The organism is Micromonospora matsumotoense (assembly GCF_900091525.1).
In the GTDB taxonomy this organism is placed as follows: Bacteria; Actinomycetota; Actinomycetes; order Mycobacteriales; family Micromonosporaceae; genus Micromonospora; species Micromonospora matsumotoensis.
The window spans coordinates 16195-37844 of sequence record NZ_FMCU01000030.1 but is presented as its reverse complement, the minus strand read 5'-3'; the positions used below and the strand labels follow the sequence as shown (position 1 = coordinate 37844).

At 75.4% G+C, this 21650-nt stretch carries 1 protein-coding gene; it reads left to right on the top strand.

The features are described 5' to 3' along the window. Positions 1 to 86: 86 nt before the first annotated feature. The gene (locus GA0070216_RS31665; protein WP_091253927.1) at positions 87 to 21440 is read left to right on the top strand and encodes a type I polyketide synthase; all 21354 of its coding nucleotides are present in this window, start codon (positions 87 to 89) and stop codon (positions 21438 to 21440) included. Positions 21441 to 21650: the final 210 nt, after the last annotated feature.

Below are 21650 nucleotides of genomic sequence, written 5' to 3'. Positions count from 1 at the left end.
CGGTCGCGGCGGCCTTGCCGTGATCGGGCGCCGCAAGCCGACACACCGAGCCGGGCGTCGAACCCGGAGACCTAGTGGAGCGTGCCATGAGCGAGTCCGTGAACCCCACCGGTGCCGAGCCCGACGCGCTGTCGGCACTGCGGCGACGGCTGGAGGGCCGCACGGCCGACGAGCAGGGCCGGGCGCTGACCGCCCTGGTCCGGGAGCAGGCCCGCGACGTGCTGCGGACCGTGCTGCCGGACGGTCCGGACGCCGTCGAGCCGGGCCGTCCGTTCCGTGACCTGGGCTTCGACTCGCTCGCCGCGGTGGAGCTGCACCGTCGGCTCACCCTGGCCACCGGCCTCGACCTGCCGGTCACGTTGGTCTTCGACCACCCGACGCCGCAGGCGGTCGGACGGCTGCTGCGGACGCTGCTCGGCGGCGACGCCGCACCCGCCCCGGCCGCCGCGCCGCTGCGCCGTGCCGCCGCCGACGACGAGCCGATCGCCGTGGTCGGCATCGGCTGCCGCTACCCCGGGCACAGCACCTCGGCCGACGACCTGTGGCGGCTGGTCTTCGAGGGTCGGCATGTGATCTCCGACTTCCCGACCGACCGGGGCTGGGACACCGAAGGGCTCTTCGACCCGGACCCGGGCAAGCCCGGCAAGACCTACGTCCGCCAGGGTGGCTTCCTGGAGGGGGCGGCCGAGTTCGACGCGGACTTCTTCGGCATCAGCCCGCGCGAGGCGATGACGATGGACCCGCAGCAGCGGCTGGTGCTGGAGACCGCCTGGGAGGCGTTGGAGGACGCCGGCATCGACTCGGCGTCGCTGCGCGGCAGCCAGACCGGCGTCTTCATCGGCGCCGAGCCGCAGGAGTACGGCCCCCGGCTGCACGAGGCCCCGGAGGGCCTGGACGGCTACCTGCTCACCGGCAACGCGCCGAGCGTGGTGTCCGGCCGGCTCGCCTACACCTTCGGCTTCGAGGGGCCGACCCTGACCGTGGACACCGCCTGCTCGGGTTCCCTGGTCGCCCTGCACCTGGCCTGCCAGGCGGTGCAGCGCGGGGAGTGCACGACCGCGCTCGCCGGTGGCGTCGCGGTGATGGTGCACCCGGGCGCGTTCACCGCGTTCAGCCGGCAGCGGGGTCTCGCCCCGGACGGGCTGTGCAAGCCGTTCGCGGCGGCGGCCGACGGCACCGGCTGGGCCGAGGGCGTCGGCATCCTGGTGCTGGAGCGGCTCTCCGACGCCCGCCGCAACGGCCACCGGGTGCTCGGGGTGATCCGCGGGTCGGCGATCAACCAGGACGGCGCGTCCAACGGGTTGACCGCGCCGAACGGGCCGTCCCAGCAGCGGGTGATCATGTCCGCACTGGCCTCGGCCGGCCTGGCCCCCACCGACGTCGACCTGGTCGAGGCGCACGGCACCGGCACCCGGCTCGGCGACCCGATCGAGGCGCAGGCGATCATCGCCACCTACGGCCGGGAACGCCCCGCCGACCGGCCGCTCTGGCTCGGCTCGCTGAAGTCCAACATCGGTCACTCGCAGGCCGCCGCCGGGGTGGCCGGGGTGATCAAGGTGCTGATGGCGATGAAGCACCGGTTGCTGCCGCGTACCCTGCACGTCGACGCGCCCACCCCCAACGTGGACTGGTCCGCCGGCACCGTCGCGCTGCTCACCGAGGCCCGCGAGTGGGACGCACCGGACCGGCCGCGCCGCGCCGGGGTCTCCTCGTTCGGGGTCAGCGGCACCAACGCGCACGTCATCGTCGAGGAGCCCCCGGCGGTCACCGACGAGGCCGTCGCCGCCGTGCCGCAGCTGCCCAGCGAGGTGCTGCCGGTGGTGCTCTCCGCCCGGGGCGGGGCGGCGCTGCGCGACCAGGCCGCCGGGCTGCTCGCTCTCGTCGACACCGACGAGGACGCCCCGGAGTTGCTCGACGTCGCCTACTCGCTGGCGACCACCCGTACCGCGTTGGAGCACCGGGCGGTGCTGGTGGCCCGGGACCGGGCGGGCGTCGTCCGGGACCTGGCGGCCCTCGCCGCCGGGGGCGGTGTGCCCGGCGTACACCTGGGGCAGGCGACCGGCGGTGGGCTCGGTTTCCTCTTCACCGGGCAGGGCAGCCAGCGGCTCGGCGCCGGGCGGCAGCTGTACCGCAGCTACCCGGTCTACGCCGCCGCCTTCGACGACGCCTGCGGCTGGCTGGACCTGCAACTGGACGTGCCGCTGGCCGACGTCCTCTTCGCCGAGCCCGGCACCGCCGAGGCGGCCCTGCTCGACCAGACCGCCTACACCCAGTGCGCGCTGTTCGCCGTGGAGGTGGCCCAGTTCCGGCTGTTGGAGTCCTGGGGGATCCGGCCGGACCTGCTCGCCGGGCACTCGATCGGTGAGCTGGCCGCCGCCCACGTCGCCGGGGTGCTCTCCCTGGAGGATGCCGCGCTCCTGGTCGCCGCGCGCGGCCGGCTCATGCAGCAGCTCCCCGCCGAGGGCGCGATGATCTCGGTGCAGGCCACCGAGGAGGAGGTCCGCCCGCTGCTGGCCGGCCGCGAGGCGCAGGTGGGCCTGGCGGCGGTGAACGGCCCGACCTCGGTCGTGGTCTCCGGTGACGAGGCCGCCGTGCTGGAGGTGGTCGCCGCCCTCGCCGCCGCCGGGCACAAGACGAAGCGGCTGCGGGTCAGCCACGCCTTCCACTCGCCGCTGATGACGCCGATGCTCGCCGAGTTCGGCCGGCTCGCCCACGTGCTCAGCTACCGGCCGCCGACCATCCCGATCGTCTCCACGGTCACCGGCCGGCCGGTGCTCTCCGGCGAGCTGTGCGACCCCGAGTACTGGGTGCGGCACGTCCGCGACAGCGTCCGGTTCGCCGACGCGGTCCGGGCGATGGCCGACGAGGGGGTCGGCACCTTCCTCGAACTCGGGCCGGCCGGTGTGCTCTCCGCGATGGGTCCGGCCTGCCTGGCCGAGGACGCCGACGCGGTCTTCGCCCCGCTGCTGCGCGCCGACCAGGACGAGGAGACCGACGTCGTCTCCGCCGTCGCCCGCGCCCACGTGCGGGGGGTGCCGGTGGACTGGACGGCGTTCTTCGCCGCGCGCGGCGCCCGTCAGGTGGCGCTGCCCACGTACCCGTTCCAGCGTCGCCGGTTCTGGATGGAGTCCGGCGGCGGCAGCGCCGACGCGACCGGCTTCGGTCAGCTCGCCGCCGGTCACCCGCTGGTCGGCGCGGTCGTCGGCCTGGCCGGCGGCGACGGGGTGGTGCTCACCGGCCGGGTGTCGCTGCGCAGTCACCCGTGGCTGGCCGACCACACCATCTCCGGGGTGGCGCTGCTGCCCGGCACCGCCTTCGTGGAGTTGGCGATCCGTGCCGGCGACCAGGTCGGCTGCCCCACCGTGGAGGAGTTGACCCTCGAGGCCCCGCTGGCGCTCGACGAGCACGGCGTCGCCCTCCAGGTCGTCGTCGGCGCCGCCGACCCGGCCGGCCGCTGCCCGGTGGCCGTCTACTCGCGCCCCGACCGGTCCGGCCCGGACGCGCCCGACAGTCAGCTCTGGACCCGGCACGTCAACGGCTTCCTCGCCCCGGAGGCCGCCGACGCCGGGCAGCCCCTGACCGAGTGGCCGCCGCGCGACGCCCGCCCGGTCGACCTGACCGGCAGCTACGCCGAGCTGGCCGGCCAGGGCTACGGCTACGGCCCGGTCTTCCAGGGCCTCAAGGCCGTCTGGCGACGCGGCACCGAGGTGTACGCCGAGGTCGCGCTCCCCGCCGAGAGCCGGGCCGACGCCGCCCGGTTCGGCCTGCACCCGGCGGTGCTGGACGCCGCCCTGCACGCCATCGACGCGGCCCGTCGGGGCGAACCCGCCGACGACGAGGTGCGCATCCCGTTCGCCTGGACCGACGTCACCCTGCACGCCGCCGGCGCGGCCGAGGTGCGGGTCCGGATCGCCCCCGCGGCCGGGGACAGCGTGTCGGTGACCCTCGCCGACGCCACCGGCGCACCGGTCGCCTCGGTGCGGTCGTTCGTCTCCCGGCCGGTCTCCACCGCCCAGCTCACCGCCGCCCGGGGCGGCTACCACGAGCGGCTGTTCCGGCTGGAGTGGACGAAGCTGGGCCAGCGGCCCGCCCCGACGGGCACCCCCCGCTGGGTGGTGCTCGGCGACGAGCGGATCGGCACGGCCCCCCGGCACGCCGACCCGGCCGCGCTGGGTGCGGCGATCGACGCCGGCGCCACCGCCCCCGAGTGGGCGTTCGTCGGCGTCACCTCCGAGGACGTCCGGACCGCCACCGCCGGGGCGCTGGAGATCCTCCAGCAGTGGCTGGCCGACGCGCGGCTGGCCGGCACCCGGCTGGTCTTCGTCAGCCGGGTCGACGACCTCGCCACCGAGGCGGTCTGGGGCCTGGTCCGGGCCGCCCAGACGGAGAACCCGGACCGGTTCGTCACCGTCCGGCTCGCCGACGCGCCGACGCCGTTGCTGGCCGCCGCCCTGGCCACCGGTGAACCGGAGCTGCGGCTGCGCGACGGCGAGATCAGTGTGCCCCGGCTCGCCCGGGTCGCCACCACCGTTGCCACCGGGACCGCAACGACCGCTGCCGCCACCACCGGTGCCGACGACGTCTCCGCCGGGGTCGACCCGAGCGGTACCGCTGCCGGTATCGGCTGGCCGACCGACGGCACGGTGCTGGTCACCGGCGGCACCGGCGGGCTCGGCGCGCACGTCGCCCGGCACCTGGCCGGGCAGCACGGCGTACGCCACCTGCTGTTGACCAGTCGTCGTGGGCCGGCGGCGGCCGGCGTGGCGGAGCTGCGCGGGGAACTGGAAGCGGCCGGGGCGAGCGTCGAGGTGGCCGCCTGCGACGCGGCCGACGCCGACGCCCTGGCCGCGCTGCTCGCCGCCGTCCCGGCCGACCGGCCGCTGCGGGCGGTGGTGCACGCCGCCGGCATCGTCGACGACGGGACGATCGGCTCGCTCACCCCGGAGCGGCTCGACGCGGTGCTGAAGGCCAAGCTGGACGGCGCGGTCAACCTCGACGCGTCGACCCGCGACGCCGACCTGACGGCGTTCGTGCTCTTCTCCTCCCTGGCCAGCCTGCTCGACTGCGCGGGGCAGGGCAACTACGCCGCCGCGAACGCCACCCTCAACGCGCTGGCCGTCGCCCGCCGGGCCGAGGGCCGGCCCGCCGTCGCGCTCACCTGGGGGCTGTGGACCGGGGACAGCGGGATGGGCGGCCAACTGGACGCCGCCGCCCTGCAACGCATCGAACGCTCCGGCATGCCCGGCCTCAGCCCGGCGGAGAACCTGGCCCTGCTCGACGCGGCGCTCGGCGTCGACGAGCCGGTGCTCGCCCCGATCCGGGTCGACCTGACCGCGCTGCGCAACCGGCCGGAGGGTGTGCCGGCGCTGCTGCGTGGCCTGGTGCCGCTGCCGGCGCGACGCAGTGCCCAGGCGGCCGGCCCGGCCGACGCCACGCAGGGCCTGGCCCGGCGGTTCGCCGCGCTCAGCCAGGCCGAGCGGGACCGGTTCACCCTCGACCTGGTCCGCGAGCACGTCGCCGCGGTGCTCGGGCACGACAGCGCGGACGCGATCGAACCGCGCCGGGCCTTCAACGAGCTGGGCTTCGACTCGCTGGCCGCGGTCGAGCTGCGCAACCGGCTCAAGGCGGCCACCGGGCTGCGGCTGCCGGCGACCCTGGCGTTCGACTACCCGACCCCGGCGGCGCTGGCCGAGTTCGTGGTCTCCACCGTGCTGGGCACCGGCGCGGACGTGGCGACGCCGGAGCTGGCACCGGCCTCCTTCACCCAGGAGCCGATCGCGATCGTCTCGATGAGCTGCCGCTTCCCCGGTGGGGTGGCGACCCCGGAGCAGCTCTGGGAACTGCTCGACGGCGGGGTCGACGCGGTCTCGTCGTTCCCCGCCGACCGGGGCTGGGACCTGGTCGGCATGTACGACCCGGAGCCCGGCAAGCCCGGCCGGACGTACTCGATGGAGGGCGGTTTCCTCTACGACGCGGCCGACTTCGACGCGGACTTCTTCGGTATCAGCCCCCGCGAGGCGGTGGCGATGGACCCGCAGCAGCGGTTGATGCTGGAGACCTCGTGGGAGGTGCTGGAGCGGGCCGGGATCGACCCGACCTCGCTCAAGGGCAGCCCGACCGGCGTCTTCGCCGGCGTCATGTACCACGACTACGCGCTGCGGCTGCACCAGGTGCCCGACGACCTGGCCGGCTACCTGGGCAACGGCAGCCTCGCCAGCATCGTCTCCGGCCGGGTGGCCTACACCCTGGGGCTGGAGGGGCCGGCGGTGTCGATCGACACGGCGTGCTCGTCGTCGCTGGTGGCGATCCACCTGGCGGTGCAGGCCCTGCGGGCCGGGGAGTGCTCCCTGGCGCTGGCCGGCGGCGTCACCGTGATGTCCACCCCGGACACGTTCCTCGACTTCAGCCTCCAGCGTGGCCTGGCCAAGGACGGCCGGTCGAAGTCCTTCGCCGCCGGGGCCGACGGCACCGGCTGGGGCGAGGGCGCGGGCATGGTGCTGCTGGAGCGCCTCTCCGACGCCCGGGCCAACGGTCACCAGGTACTCGCCGTGATCCGGGGTTCGGCGACGAACCAGGACGGCGCGTCCAACGGGTTGACCGCGCCGAACGGCCCCTCCCAGCAGCGGGTGATCCGGCAGGCCCTGGCCTCCGCCGGTGGCATCCCGGCGACCGAGGTGGACGTGGTGGAGGCGCACGGCACCGGCACGGCGCTCGGTGACCCGATCGAGGCGCAGGCGTTGCTGGCCACGTACGGGCAGGGTCGGCCGGAGGACCGGCCGCTCTGGCTCGGGTCGATCAAGTCGAACATCGGGCACACCCAGGGTGCGGCCGGGGTGGCCGGCGTGATCAAGATGGTGCTGGCGATGCGCAACGACCTGTTGCCGCGCACCCTGCACGCCGACGAGCCCTCGCCGCAGATCGACTGGTCGGCCGGGGAGGTGCGGCTGCTCACCGAGCCGCAGCGGTGGCCGGCGCTGGACCGGCCGCGTCGGGCCGGGGTGTCGTCGTTCGGGATCAGCGGCACCAACGCCCACGTCATCATCGAGCAGGCGCCCCCGGCGGAGGAGGAGCCCCCGTCGGCCGAGGTGACCGCGCCGGTCGTCCCGGCGGTGCTGCCGTGGGTGCTGTCCGCGCGCTCGGCGGAGGCGTTGCGGGCGCAGGCCGACGGGGCCGCCGGCACGGGTGCGGGCCTGGACGTGGCGTATTCGTTGGCGACGACGCGGGCGGCGTTGGAGCGCCGGGCGGTGGTGGTGGCCGCGGCGGGCGAGGATGCGGTCCGCGCCCTGCGGTGCGTGGCGGAGGGGACCGACTCGGCCGACGTGGTGTACGGCTCGCCGTCGGTCGGGAAGCTGGCGGTGCTGTTCACCGGCCAGGGCGCGCAGCGGTGGGGGATGGGCCGTGAGCTGGCGGCGGCGTACCCGGTGTTCGCCGAGGCGTTCGCGCAGGTGTGCGCGGAGGTGGACGCGAAGCTGGACCGGCCGCTGCGGGAGGTGCTCTACACCGGGCCGGACGTGGCCGACGCGGCGCTGCTGGACCAGACCGTCTACAGCCAGGCGGCGCTGTTCGCCATCGAGGTGGCGTTGTTCCGCCTGCTGGAGTCGTGGGGGGTCCGGCCCGACATGGTGGCCGGGCACTCGATCGGCGAGGTGACGGCGGCCCACGTGGCCGGGGTGCTGTCGTTGGCTGACGCGGCGACCCTGGTGACGGCGCGGGGCCGGCTGATGCAGTCGATGCGGGAGGACGGCGCGATGGTCGCCGTCGAGGCGTCCGAGGCGGAGGTGCGTGCCGCGCTGGCCGGCCTTGAGGCGCGGGTGGGCGTCGCGGCGGTGAACGGGCCCCGTGCGGTGGTCGTCTCCGGTGACGCCGAGGCGGTGGAGTCGGTCGCCGCAGGTCTGCGGGGTCAGGGGCGGCGGACGAAGCGGCTGCGGGTGAGTCACGCCTTCCACTCGCCGCACATGGAGCCGATGCTGGCGCAGTTCCACGAGGTCCTCTCCGGTCTGGTGTTCGCGCGGCCGCAACTGCCGGTGGTGTCCAACGTGACCGGTGCGGTGGCCGACCCCGAGGAGTTGCGCGACCCGGGCTACTGGGTGCGGCACGTACGGGAGCCGGTGCGCTTCGGCGACGGGGTGGCCGCCCTCCAGGCAGCGGGCGTCACCACGTTCCTGGAAGTGGGCCCGGACGCGGTGCTGACGGCGATGGGCCGGGACTGCGTCACCGACGAGGACGCGGTGGCCCTGGTGCCGGTGCTGCGTGCCGGCCGGGACGAGCCGACGACCCTGCTGACCGCCCTGGCGACCCTGCACACCCGGGGCGTCCCGGTGGACTGGCGGGCCTGGTTCGCGCCCACCGGCGCCCGCAGCACCGCACTGCCCACCTACCCCTTCCAGCGCCGTCGCTACTGGATCAACGCCACCACCGCGGCGACCGACGTGGCGTCGGTGGGCCTCGGGGCGGCGGGCCACCCGCTGTGGGGCGCGTCGGTGTCGATGGCCGAGTCCGGCGAGGTGCTGTTCACCGGCCGGTTCTCCGTGGACGCCCACCCGTGGCTGGCCGATCACGCGGTTTCCGGCACGGTGCTGCTGCCCGGCACCGGCTTCGTCGAACTCGTCCTGCACGCCGGGGGCCACGTGGGCCTCGGGCACCTCGAAGAGCTGACCCTGCACGCCCCGCTGCTGCTGCCCACGGGCGGCGCGATGCAGGTGCAGCTGCTGATGACGGCCGCCGACGAGGCGAACCGCCGTACGGTCAGCGTGCACTCGCGTCCCGAGCACGCCGACCCGGACCTGCCGTGGACCCGGCACGCCACCGCGGTGCTCGCCGACACCCCGGCCGTCCCCACCTTCGACCTGACCGCCTGGCCGCCGCCGGGCGCGGTGCCCGTGCCGGTGGACGGCTTCTACGACGATCTGGTGGCCCAGGGGTACGAGTACGGCCCGGTGTTCCAGGGCGTGCAGGCCGTGTGGCGGGCCGGCGAGACGGTGTACGCGGAGGTGTCGTTGCCGTCGGACGCGCACGCCGACGCGGCACGGTTCGGCCTGCACCCGGCGCTGCTCGATGCGGCGCTGCACGCGGTGGGCATCGGCGAGGAGGTGGCCGCGGACCGGCCGCCGTCGGTGCCGTTCGCGTGGACGGAGGTGACGCTGCACGCCACCGGCGCGACCGCCCTGCGGGTGCGGATCACTCCGGTGGGCACCGAGGCGGTGGCCCTGCACCTGGCCGATCCGACGGGTGCACCGGTCGCCGAGGTCGGTGCGTTGGTGTCCCGGCCGGTGCAGCTCGCCGCCGGGACCGCCGCCGACGGCAACCTCTACCGCGTCGACTGGACCCCGGTGCCGACGCTCACCGCCGCGGCCACCTCCTGGGCGTACCTGGGGGACCTGGGCGACGACGCGCCGGAGCTGGTGATCACCCGGCTCACCACCCCGGCGGCCGGCGGCCCGTCGGTGAGCCCGGACGGGGCAGTCGACGTCGAGTCGGCGTCACGGGCCACCGCCGTGGCGACGCTCGGGCTGCTCCAACGCTGGCTGGCCGACCCCCGGTCGGCGGAGTCCCGGCTGGTGGTGCTGACCAGCGGCGCGGCCGACGGGGTCACCGACCTGGTCCAGGCCCCGGTCTGGGGTCTGGTCCGGGCCGCGCAGGCGGAGAACCCCGGCCAGTTCGTGCTGGTCGACGCCGCCCCGGAGACGTCGGTCGAGGACATCGTCGCGGCGGTGGGCACCGGCGAGCCGGAGCTGTCGGTGCGCGACGGGCAGGTACGGGTGCCACGGCTGGCCCGCGCCGCCACCGGCGACACCGGCTGGCGGGCGGAGGGCACGGTCCTGGTGACCGGCGGCACGGGCGTGTTGGGCGCGCTGGTCGCCCGGCACCTGGTCGCCACGCACGGCGTCCGCGATCTGGTCCTGGCCTCGCGGCGGGGGCCGGCGGCGCCGGGCGCGGTGGAGCTGCGCGAGGAACTGGCCGGCCTCGGTGCCGCCGTCGAGGTGGTCGCGTGTGACCTGACCGACCGGGGGGCCGTCGCCGCCCTGGTCGACGGGATTCCCGGGTTGGCGGCGGTGGTGCACACCACCGGCATCCTCGACGACGGGTTGGTGACCTCGCTGACCACGGCGCAGTTCGACGGCGTGTGGCGGGCGAAGGCCACCCCCGCCTGGCACCTGCACGAGTTGACCCGGGACCGGGACCTGTCGGCGTTCGTGCTCTACTCCTCGGCCGCCGGCGTGGTGGACGGCTCCGGGCAGGGCAACTACGCCGCGGCGAACGTGTTCCTCGACGCCCTGGCCGAGCACCGGCGTGGGCTCGGCCTCCCGGCGACCTCGTTGGCCTGGGGGCTGTGGGAGGAACGCAGCGGGATGACCGCGCACCTCGGCGAGGCCGACCTGGCGCGGATGGCCCGCTCCGGCATCCTGCCCATCAGTTCCGCACAGGGGCTGGCGCTGCTGGACGCGACGGTCGCCACCGGCGGGCCGACGTTCGTGCCGATCCGGTTGGACACCGCCGCGCTGCGCGCGCAGGGCCAGTCGATGCCGGCCCTGTTCCGGGGCCTGGTCCGGCTCCCGGCCCGGCGGGCCGCCGAGGCGGGCCGGACGCCGGTCGGCGGGTCGGCGCTGCAACGGCGACTGACCGGTCTCACCGACACCGAGCAGCGGCGTCTGCTGCTCGACCTGGTCCGGGCCGACGTGGCCGCGGTGCTCGGTCACGACAGCCCGGCCACCGTGGAACCGGCCCGGGCGTTCCGGGAGATCGGCTTCGACTCGCTGGCCGCCGTGGAGCTGCGCAACCGGCTCAACACCGCCACCGGGCTGCGGCTGCCGGCCAGCCTGGTCTTCGACTACCCGAACCCCACGGTGCTCGCCGACTACCTGCACACCCGGCTCCTCGGCGCGGTCGCCCCGGTCGCCCCGACCGTCGCCACCGCGATCGCCGACGACGAGCCCGTCGCGATCGTCGCGATGAGCTGCCGTTTCCCCGGTGGTGTCCGCAGCCCGGAGGAGCTGTGGCAGCTCCTCGTCGACGGGACGGACGCCATCTCGCCGTTCCCCACCGACCGCGGCTGGGACCTCGACAACCTGTACGACCCGGAGCCCGGCAAGCCCGGCAAGACGTACTCGATGGAGGCCGGTTTCCTGCACGACGCGGCCGACTTCGACCCCGACTTCTTCGGCATCAGCCCGCGCGAGGCGGTGGCGATGGACCCGCAGCAGCGGTTGCTGCTGGAGACCTCGTGGGAGGCGCTGGAGCGGGCCGGCATCAGCCCCACCTCGCTGCGCGGCAGCCTCACCGGTGTCTTCGCCGGCGTGATGTACCACGACTACGCCAGCCGGCTGCCGGAGGTGCCCGAGGACCTGGTGGGTTACCTGGGCAACGGGAGCATGGCCAGCGTGGCCTCGGGGCGGATCTCGTACACCCTGGGGTTGGAGGGGCCGGCGGTCAGCGTCGACACCGCCTGCTCGTCGTCGCTGGTGGCGATCCACCTGGCGGTGCAGGCGCTGCGGGCGGGGGAGTGTTCCCTCGCCCTGGCCGGCGGCGTCACGGTGATGTCCGCCCCGGACACCTTCGTGGAGTTCAGCCTCCAGCGCGGGCTGGCCGCCGACAGCCGGGTCAAGTCCTTCTCGGCCGGTGCGGACGGCACCGTGATGTCCGAGGGTGTCGGCATGCTGCTGTTGGAGCGGCTCTCCGACGCCGAGCGGCACGGTCACCACGTGCTCGCCGTGGTGCGGGGTTCGGCGATCAACCAGGACGGCGCGTCCAACGGGTTGACCGCGCCGAACGGCCCCTCCCAGCAGCGGGTGATCCGGCAGGCCCTGGCGGCGGCCGGCGGCATCCCCACCACCGAGGTGGACGTGGTGGAGGCGCACGGCACCGGCACCTCCCTCGGTGACCCGATCGAGGCGCAGGCGTTGCTGGCCACCTACGGGCAGGACCGTCCCGGGGACCGGCCGCTCTGGCTCGGGTCGATCAAGTCGAACATCGGGCACACCCAGGGCGCGGCCGGGGTGGCCGGCGTGATCAAGATGGTGCTGGCGATGCGCAACGGGCTGCTGCCGCGCACGTTGCACGTGACCGAGCCCTCGCCGCAGGTCGACTGGTCGGCCGGCGACGTGCAGCTGCTCACCGAGCCGCAGCGCTGGCCGACGGTGGACCGGCCACGTCGGGCCGGGGTGTCGTCGTTCGGGATCAGCGGCACCAACGCCCACGTCATCATCGAGCAGGCGCCCCCGGCCGAGGAGGCCCCGGCCGACGCCCCCGAGCCGGAGATCCTGCCCTGGGTGCTGTCGGCCCGCACCGACCAGGCGCTGCGGGAGCAGGCCGGGCGGGTGGCAGCCGTCGCCGAGAGCGACACCGCACGGCCGGGTGACCTCGCGTACACGCTGGCGACCGGACGGGCGCTGCTGGACCGGCGGACGGTGCTGGTCGGCGACCGGGCCGAGTTCGTCGCCGGGGCGCGCGCCTTCGCCGAGAACGGCACCGCCCCCGGGGTGCTCCAGGGCGGCACCGTCTTCGTCTTCCCCGGGCAGGGCTCGCAGTGGCTGGGCATGGCGGTGGAGCTGCTGGACTCGTCGCCGGTGTTCGCCGAGCGGATCAACGAGTGCGGTGCGGCGTTGTCGGAGTTCGTGCCGTGGCGGTTGACCGACGTGCTGCGGGGGGTGGAGGGCACCCCGTCGGTGGACCGGGTGGACGTGGTGCAGCCGGTGTTGTGGGCGGTGATGGTGTCGCTGGCCGGGCTGTGGCGCTCGTACGGCGTGGAGCCGGACGCGGTGATCGGTCACTCGCAGGGTGAGATCGCCGCCGCCGTGGTGGCGGGCGGTCTGTCCTTGCGTGACGGTGCCGCGGTGGTGGCGTTGCGGAGCCTGGCCATCGCGGAGGATCTGGCGGGGCGGGGCGCGATGGCCTCCGTCGGCCTGCCCGAGCGGGCGGCGGCCGAGCGGCTGACCGGCTACGCCGGGCGGATCTCCGTCGCCACCGTCAACGGCACCTCCTCGGTGGTCGTCTCCGGCGACCCCGACGCGGTCGACGACCTGGTCGCCACCCTCACCGCCGAGGGGCACCGGGCCAAGCGGGTCAACGTGGACTACGCCTCGCACTCCGCCCAGGTCGAGCTGATCGAACAGCGGCTGCTCGACGTCCTCGCCGGGATCACCCCCCGGGCGTCCCGCGTGCCGTTCTACTCGACGGTCACCGCGGGGGTGCTCGACACCGCCGGGTTGGACGCGCGGTACTGGTACACGAACCTGCGGCAGACGGTGCGGTTCGAGGAGACCACCCGGGTCCTGCTCGCCGCCGGCATGCGGACGTTCCTGGAGTGCAGCGCCCACCCGGTGCTGACCATGGGTATCGAGGAGACCGCCGCCGACGGGGGCGTCGAGGTGGCCGCCGTCGGCTCGCTGCGCCGTGGCGAGGGTGGTCTGCGACGGTGGCTGACCTCGCTGGGTGAGGCGTTCAGCCGGGGCATCGCGGTGGACTGGTCGCCGGTGCTGCCGGCGCGTCCGCGCGGCGAGGTGCCGTTGCCTACCTACCCGTTCCAGCGCCGCCGGTACTGGATCAACGCCACCGGCAGCACCGCCGACCTCGCCGCCGCCGGGCTCGGTTCCGCCGGTCACCCGTTGTGGGGCGCCGCGATCGGCATGGCCGAGTCGGGTGAGGTGCTCTTCACCGGGCGGATCTCCCTGGACACCCATCCGTGGCTGGCCGACCACGCCGTCAACGGCACGGTGCTGCTGCCCGGCACGGGCCTCGTCGAACTGGTGCTGCACGCCGGTGACCACGCCGGTGTCGGCCACCTCGACGAGCTGACCCTGCACGCTCCGCTGGTCTTGCCCGTGCAGGGTGCCGTCCAGGTGCAGCTCCTGCTCGGCGCTCCCGACGACGCCGGCCGACGCGCGGTGACGGTGCACTCCCGGCCGGAGCACACCGAGAGCTGGGTCCGGCACGGCACCGGCATCCTCTCCGCCGACACCACCGACCCCGGGTTCGACCTGATCGCCTGGCCGCCGCCGGGCGCGGTGCCGGTGCCGACGGCGGGTCTGTACGACGACCTGATGGCCCAGGGCTACGAGTACGGGCCGATGTTCCAGGGCGTGCAGGCGGCGTGGCGGGCCGGCGACGTGGTGTACGCCGAGGTGGCCCTGCCGGAGGAGGCGCACGCGGACGCGGCCCGGTTCGGGTTGCATCCGGCGCTGTGGGACGCCGCGCTCCAGGCGGTGGGTATCGGCGAGCCGGTGCCCGCGGGTCGACCGCCGTACCTGCCGTTCGCGTGGACCGACGTCACCCTGCACGCCACCGGGGCCACCGCCCTGCGGGTCCGGATCACCGCCACCGGGCCGGAGTCCGCCACCCTGCACCTCGCCGACCCCGACGGGGCCCCGGTGGCCGTCGTCGGTGCCCTCGTCTCCCGGCCGGTCCAGCTCACCACCGCCGCCCCGACCGACGGCGACCTCTACCGCATCGACTGGACGACCGTCCCCACCGGCACGGCCACCGAGTCGTGGGGCTACCTGGAGGGGATCGGCCTCGGCGTCCCCGACGTCGTGCTCGCCCCGCTCTCCCCGGCCGGCGACGACACCGACCCGGCCACCGCCGCCCGGAGGGCGGTGGGGGAGACCCTCGCCCTGCTCCAGTCCTGGCTGGCCGACCCGGCGCAGGCCGCCGCCCAGCTGGTGGTGATCACCCATGGTGCCGTCGACGGCGGCACCGACCTGGCCCACGCCCCGGTCTGGGGTCTGGTGCGGGCCGCACAGGCGGAGAACCCGGGCCAGTTCGTGCTGGTGGATGCCGATCCGGAGACGCCGGTGGAGGAGATCCTGGCGGCGGTGGGTACCGGTGAGCCGGAGCTGTCCCTGCGGGCCGGGCAGGTGCGGGTGCCGAGACTGGCCCGGTTCGCCGGCTCCGGCGAGGTGTGGCGGGCCGAGGGCACCGTGCTGGTGACCGGCGGCACCGGTGTGCTGGGTGCGCTGGTGGCCCGGCATCTGGTCGCCGGGCACGGCGTCCGTGACCTGGTGCTCACCTCGCGGCGGGGGCTCGCCGCCCCCGGCGCGGCGGACCTGGTCGACGAGCTGACCGCCCTGGGCGCGACCGTCGAGATCGTCGCCTGCGACATGGCCGACCGGGACGCCGTCGCCGCCCTGCTCGACGGCATCCCCACCCTGACCGCGGTGGTGCACACCACCGGTGTCCTCGACGACGGGCTGCTGGCCACCCTGACCCCGGCGCAGCTCGACTCGGTCTGGCGGGGCAAGGCCGACCCGGCCTGGCACCTGCACGACCTCACCCGCGACCGGGATCTCAGCGCGTTCGTGCTGTTCTCGTCGGCCGCCGGAGTCATCGACGGGGCCGGGCAGGGCAACTACGCCGCCGCGAACGTCTTCGTGGACGCGCTGGCTGCGCACCGGCGTGCGCTCGGTCTGCCCGCCACCTCGTTGGCCTGGGGGTTCTGGGAGCAGCGCAGCGGGATGACCGCGCACCTCGGCGACGCCGACGTGGCCCGGATGGCCCGCTCCGGCGTCCTGCCGATCAGCTCCGACCAGGGCCTGGGCCTGCTCGACGCGGCGGTCGCCGCCGCCGAGCCGGTGCTGGTGCCGATCCGGTTGGACACCGCCGCGCTGCGTGCCCAGGGGCAGCAGATGCCGGCGCTGTTCCGGGGTCTGGTCCGGCTGCCCGCCCGCCGGGCGGCGGCCGTCGGGGCCGCCCCGGTCACCGGCTCCGGACTCCAGCGGCAGCTCGCCACCCTGGGCGTGGACGACCAGCGGCGTCTGCTGCTCGATCTGGTCCGGGCCAGCGTCGCGGCGGTCCTCGGCCACGACAGCGGCACCGCCGTCGAACCGGCCCGGGCGTTCAAGGAACTCGGCTTCGACTCGCTCGCCGCCGTGGAGCTGCGCAACAAGCTGAACACCGCCACCGGGCTGCGGCTGCCCGCCACCCTGGTCTTCGACTACCCGAACCCCACCGCGCTCGCCGACCACCTGCACCACACCATCGTCGGCGGCCCGGTCGACGTCCGGTCGGCCGACGCGACCCGCCCGGTGGCCGACGAACCCATCGCGATCGTCGCGATGAGCTGCCGCTTCCCCGGTGGTGTCCGCAGCCCGGAGGAGCTGTGGCAGCTCCTCGTCGACGACGGGGACGCCATCTCGGCGTTCCCCACCGACCGGGGCTGGGACCTCGACAGCCTCTACGACCCGGAGCCCGGCAAGCCCGGCCGGACGTACTCCCTGGAGGGTGGTTTCCTCTACGACGCGGCCGACTTCGATCCCGACTTCTTCGGCATCAGCCCGCGCGAGGCGGTGGCGATGGACCCGCAGCAGCGGCTGCTGCTGGAGAGTTCCTGGGAGGCGCTGGAGCGGGCGGGCATCGACCCGACGTCGCTCAAGGGGAGCCCGACCGGCGTCTTCACCGGCGTGATGTACCACGACTACGGCAGCCGACTGCCGTCCGTACCGGACGAGTTGGCCGGCTACCTGAGCAACGGCAGCATGTCCAGCGTCGCGTCGGGGCGGATCTCGTACACCCTGGGGTTGGAGGGGCCGGCGGTCAGCGTCGACACCGCCTGCTCGTCGTCGCTGGTGGCGATCCACCTGGCGGTGCAGGCGCTGCGCGCCGGGGAGTGCTCGCTGGCGCTGGCCGGTGGCGTGACGGTGATGTCCACCCCGGGCACGTTCGTCGAGTTCAGCCTCCAGCGGGGGCTGGCCGCCGGCGGCCGGTGCCGGTCCTTCGCGGCCGGTGCGGACGGGACGGCGATGTCCGAGGGTGTCGGCATGCTGCTGTTGGAGCGGCTCTCCGACGCCGAGCGGCACGGTCACCACGTGCTCGCCGTGGTGCGGGGTTCGGCGATCAACCAGGACGGCGCGTCCAACGGGTTGACCGCGCCGAACGGCCCCTCCCAGCAGCGGGTGATCCGGCAGGCGCTGGCCGCCGCGAACGTCGCCCCCGAGCAGGTGGACCTGGTCGAGGCGCACGGCACCGGCACCACCCTGGGCGACCCGATCGAGGCGCAGGCATTGCTGGCCACGTACGGGCAGGGCCGGCCGGAGGACCGGCCGCTCTGGCTCGGGTCGATCAAGTCGAACATCGGCCACACCCAGGGCGCGGCCGGGGTGGCCGGCGTGATCAAGATGGTGCTCGCGATGCGCAACGGGCTGCTCCCCCGCACCCTGCACGTGGACGAGCCGTCCCCGCAGGTGGACTGGTCCGCCGGAGCGGTGCGGCTGCTCACCGAGCCGCAGCGGTGGCCGGCGCTGGACCGGCCACGTCGGGCCGGGGTGTCGTCATTCGGGATCAGCGGCACCAATGCCCACATCATCATCGAACAGGCACCCCCGGAGCAGGACGCGCCGGCCGAGGTCGACGTGCCGGTCGCCCCGTCCGTCCTGCCGTGGCTGCTCGCCGCCCGCTCGGACGAGGCGCTGCATGCCCAGGCCGACCTGGTCGCCGGCACCGGCGCCAGCCTCGACGTGGCGTACTCGCTGGCCACCACCCGGGCGGCGCTGGAACGCCGGGCCGTCGTGGTCGCCGCCGCCGGGGACGACGCGGTGCGTGCCCTGCGGGAGATGGCCCAGGGGAGCGACGGCAGCGAGGTGGTGCGGGGCGTCCCCGTCGCCGGCAAACTGGCCATGCTCTTCACCGGTCAGGGTGCCCAGCGCCTCGGCATGGGCCGCGAGCTGGCCGCCGCGTACCCGGCCTTCGCCGAGGCGTTCGCAGAGGTCAGCGCGCACCTGGACGCGAAGCTCGACCGACCGCTACGGGAGGTGCTCTACACCGAGCCGGACGTGGCCGACGCGGCCCTGCTCGACCAGACCGTCTACAGCCAGAGCGCGCTGTTCGCCATCGAGGTGGCCCTGTTCCGCCTGCTGGAGTCGTGGGGGGTCCGGCCCGACCTGGTCGCCGGGCACTCCATCGGTGAGGTCGCCGCGGCCCACGTCGCCGGGGTGCTGTCGCTGCCCGACGCCGCCACCCTGGTCACCGCGCGCGGCCGGCTGATGCAGAACATGCGCGAGGACGGCGCGATGGTGGCCGTCGAGGCGTCCGAGGCGGAGGTGCGCGGGGACCTGGCCGGCCGCGAGGCGGAACTGGGCATCGCCGCGGTCAACGGGCCGCAGGCGGTGGTGATCTCCGGTGACCACGACGCTGTGGGCGCGATCGCCGACGGTTGGCGGGCCCGGGGCCGCCGGATCAAGCGGCTGCGGGTCAGCCACGCGTTCCACTCGCCGCACATGGAGCCGATGCTGGCCGAGTTCCACGAGGTTCTCGCCGGCCTGACCTTCGCCCCGCCGAGGGTGCCGGTGGTGTCCAACCTGACCGGCCGGCTCGCCGACCCCGACGAGATCCGCGACCCCGGCTACTGGGTGCGGCACGTCCGGGAGGCGGTCCGGTTCGGCGACGGGATCACCACCCTGGAGGCCGAAGGCGTCACCACGTACCTGGAGGTCGGCCCGGACGCGGTGCTCACCGCGCTGGCCCGGGACTGTGTCACCAGCACCGACGGCGTCGCCCTGGTGCCGGTGCTGCGGGGCGGCCGGGACGAGGCGACTACCCTGCTCACCGCCCTGGCCACCCTGCACACCAGGGGCGTGCCGGTGGACTGGCGGGCCTGGTTCGCGCCGACCGGCGCCCGGGTCACCGAACTGCCGACGTACCCGTTCCAGCGTCGCCGGCTCTGGTTGGACGCGGCGGCGGACGGTGGCGGCGACGTGCCCGGCCTCGGCCAGCGCCCGGCCGCCCACCCGCTGCTCGGCGCGGTGGTCGGGTTGGCCGGCGTCGACGGCACCGTGCTGACCGGCCGGCTCTCCCTACGGACCCACCCGTGGCTCGCCGACCACGCCCTCGCCGGGACGGTGCTGCTGCCCGGGACGGCCTTCGTCGAGCTGGCCGTCCGCGCCGGTGACCAGGTCGGCTGCGGCCTGGTGGAGGAGCTGACCCTGGAGGCTCCGCTGACCGTTCCCACGTGCGGCGGGGTGGACCTTCAGGTCGTGGTCGGGGCACCCGACGGGACCGGCCGTTGCCCGGTCACCGTGCACTCCCGCCCGGCGGACGGCGTCGACGGGTGGACCCGGCACGCCACCGGCGTGCTGGCTCCGGCGGCGTCCACCGTCCCGGCCGCGCCGGTCGGCGACACCTGGCCGCCGGCCGGCGCCACCCCGGTCGACCTGGACGGGCGCTACGACCGGCTCGCCGATGCCGGTTACCACTACGGCCCGCTGTTCCAGGGCCTGCGGGCCGCCTGGCAGCGCGGCGACGAGGTGTACGCCGAGGTGTCGCTCCCTGAGGACGCCTGGTCCTCGGCTGCGCGGTTCGGTCTGCACCCGGCGCTCTTCGACGCGGTGCTGCACGCCCTCGACCTGGCCGAGGGGGACCAGCCCGACGACGGTCGGCTTCAGGTGCCGTTCGCCTGGCGCGGCGTCGCCCTGCACGCCACCGGTGCCACGGCGCTGCGGGTCCGGCTGACCCGGACCGGTCCGGAGGAGGTCGCCTTCGAGCTGGCTGATGCCGGTGGTGCCCCGGTCGCCTCGGTCGCCGCGCTGGTGGTCCGGCCGCTCGCGGCCGACCAGCTCGGTGTGGCGCGGGCCGCCCACGGCTCGGCGCTGTACCAGCTCGACTGGGTGCCGGTGCCGACCGGGGAGGCCGGGTCCGCCGACCGGACGGTGGTGCTCGGCGACGGCGACCTCGGCCTCGGGGTGCCCCACCACCCGGACCTGGCCGCGCTCGCGGCCGACATCGAGCGGACCGGGGACGCGCCGCAGACCGTCGTGCTGCCCTGGCGGGCCCTGTCGGATTCGACGGTGCCGGCTGCCGCCGGGGCGCTGGACCTGGTCCAGCGGTGGCTCGCCGACGACCGGTTCAGCGGGTCGCGGCTGGTCCTGGTGACGACCCGCGCGGTCGCCACCGGCGACGGTGAGGACGTGCCCCGGCCGGTGGACGCGACCCTCTGGGGTCTGGTCCGGGCCGCCCAGGAGGAGAATCCGGGCCGGTTCGTCCTGGTCGACGTCGACGGCGTGGACCCGGCCGGGCTGCGCGCGGCCCTCGCCGCCGGTGCCGAGCCGCAACTCGCGGTACGCCCCGGCGGGCTGCTCGCGCCCCGGCTCGCGCCGCTGCCGGTGCCCGCCGGTGAGCTGCCCGCCGGCCCGGACCCGGACGGCACCGTGCTGGTCACCGGTGGCACCGGCGGGTTGGGCCGGCTCGTCGCCGAACACCTCGTCGCCCGGCACGGCGTACGGCGGCTGCTGCTGGTCAGCCGGCGCGGCCCGGCCGCGCCCGGTGCGGACGAGCTGGTGTCCCGGCTGACGGCGGCCGGTGCGGAGGTGACGGTGGCCGCCTGCGATCTGGCCGACCGGTCGGCGGTGGCCGCCCTGCTCGACACGGTGCCCGCCGCGCACCCGCTCACCGGGGTGGTCCACGCGGCCGGCGCGCTCGACGACGGTCTGCTGCCCGCGCTGACCCCCGAGCGGCTGGCGGCGGTGGTGGCCCCCAAGGCCGAGGCCGCCCGTCACCTGCACGAACTCACCCTGCACCTGCCGTTGCACTGGTTCGTCCTGTTCTCCTCGGCGGCGGCCACGCTCGGCGCGGCCGGCCAGGCCAACTACACCGCGGCCAACGCCTACCTGGACGCCCTCGCCCAGCACCGCCGGGCGCACGGCCTGGCCGGCACCTCGTTGGCCTGGGGTCTGTGGGCCGAGTCGGGCAGCGGGATGACCGGCCACCTGGGTGAGACGGACCTGCGGCGGATGGCCCGGTCCGGGGTGACCGCGTTGTCCACCGTCGACGCGCTGGCCCTGTTCGACGCCACCACCCACCCCATCCCGGCCCTGGCACTGCCGGTACGCCTCGACCTGGCCGCGTTCCGGGCCCGGGCCGAGGGGGTGCCGCCGGTGCTGCGCGGTCTGGTCCGCGCCCCGGCGCGGCGGGTGGCGGCCGGTGCGGTGGCCGGGGAGCGGTCGCTGGCCGACCGGCTCGCCGGTCTGCCGGCGGAGGAGGCGGACCGGTTGGTCACCGAGCTGGTCCGGAGTCGGGCGGCCGAGGTGCTCGGCCACGACCGCCCGCACGTCGTCGACATGGACAAGGGCTTCCTGGAGTTGGGCTTCGACTCCCTGGCGGCGGTGGAGTTCCGCAACAGCCTCGGTGCGGCCACCGGGCTGAGGCTGTCGGCGACGCTCATCTACGACCACCCGAGCCCGGCGGCGGTGGCCCGGTTCGTCCGGACGGAACTCTCCGGTGACCTGCCGGGCACCCCGTCGCTGGAGGCCGAGCTGGCCCGGTTGGAGGTGCTGCTGGACGGCACCGTGCCGGACGACGCGGAGCGGGGTCGGATCACCGTCCGGCTCCAGGCGTTGATGGCCCGGTGGAACACGGCGTACGGCACGGCCAGTGTGGAGCCGGCGGCCCGGGATCTGGCGTCGGTGTCCGCCGACGAGCTGTTCGACATCCTCGACGACGAACTGGAGGCGTCGGACTGACCCTCCGGCTGTCGGACCCGAGGTCCGCCGACACCCACGGTGGCCGGCGGACCTCGGGCTTCCTACCCGGTAGAGGGTGGGTATTTGTCCACCTTCGGCGTGGGTCCATGACCGTATCGCGTTACCGCCCGACCTCGTACGGTAGTGGCCGGACGGGGTGGACGGACCGGTTCGCCGCAGGTGCCACCAGGTGGACGCGGAGAGGTAGGG

Bases quoted from the DNA above. Each gene is read 5' to 3' on its own strand.
- GA0070216_RS31665 (WP_091253927.1), top strand. From the start codon at position 87: ATGAGCGAGTCCGTGAACCCCACCGGTGCCGAGCCCGACGCGCTGTCG.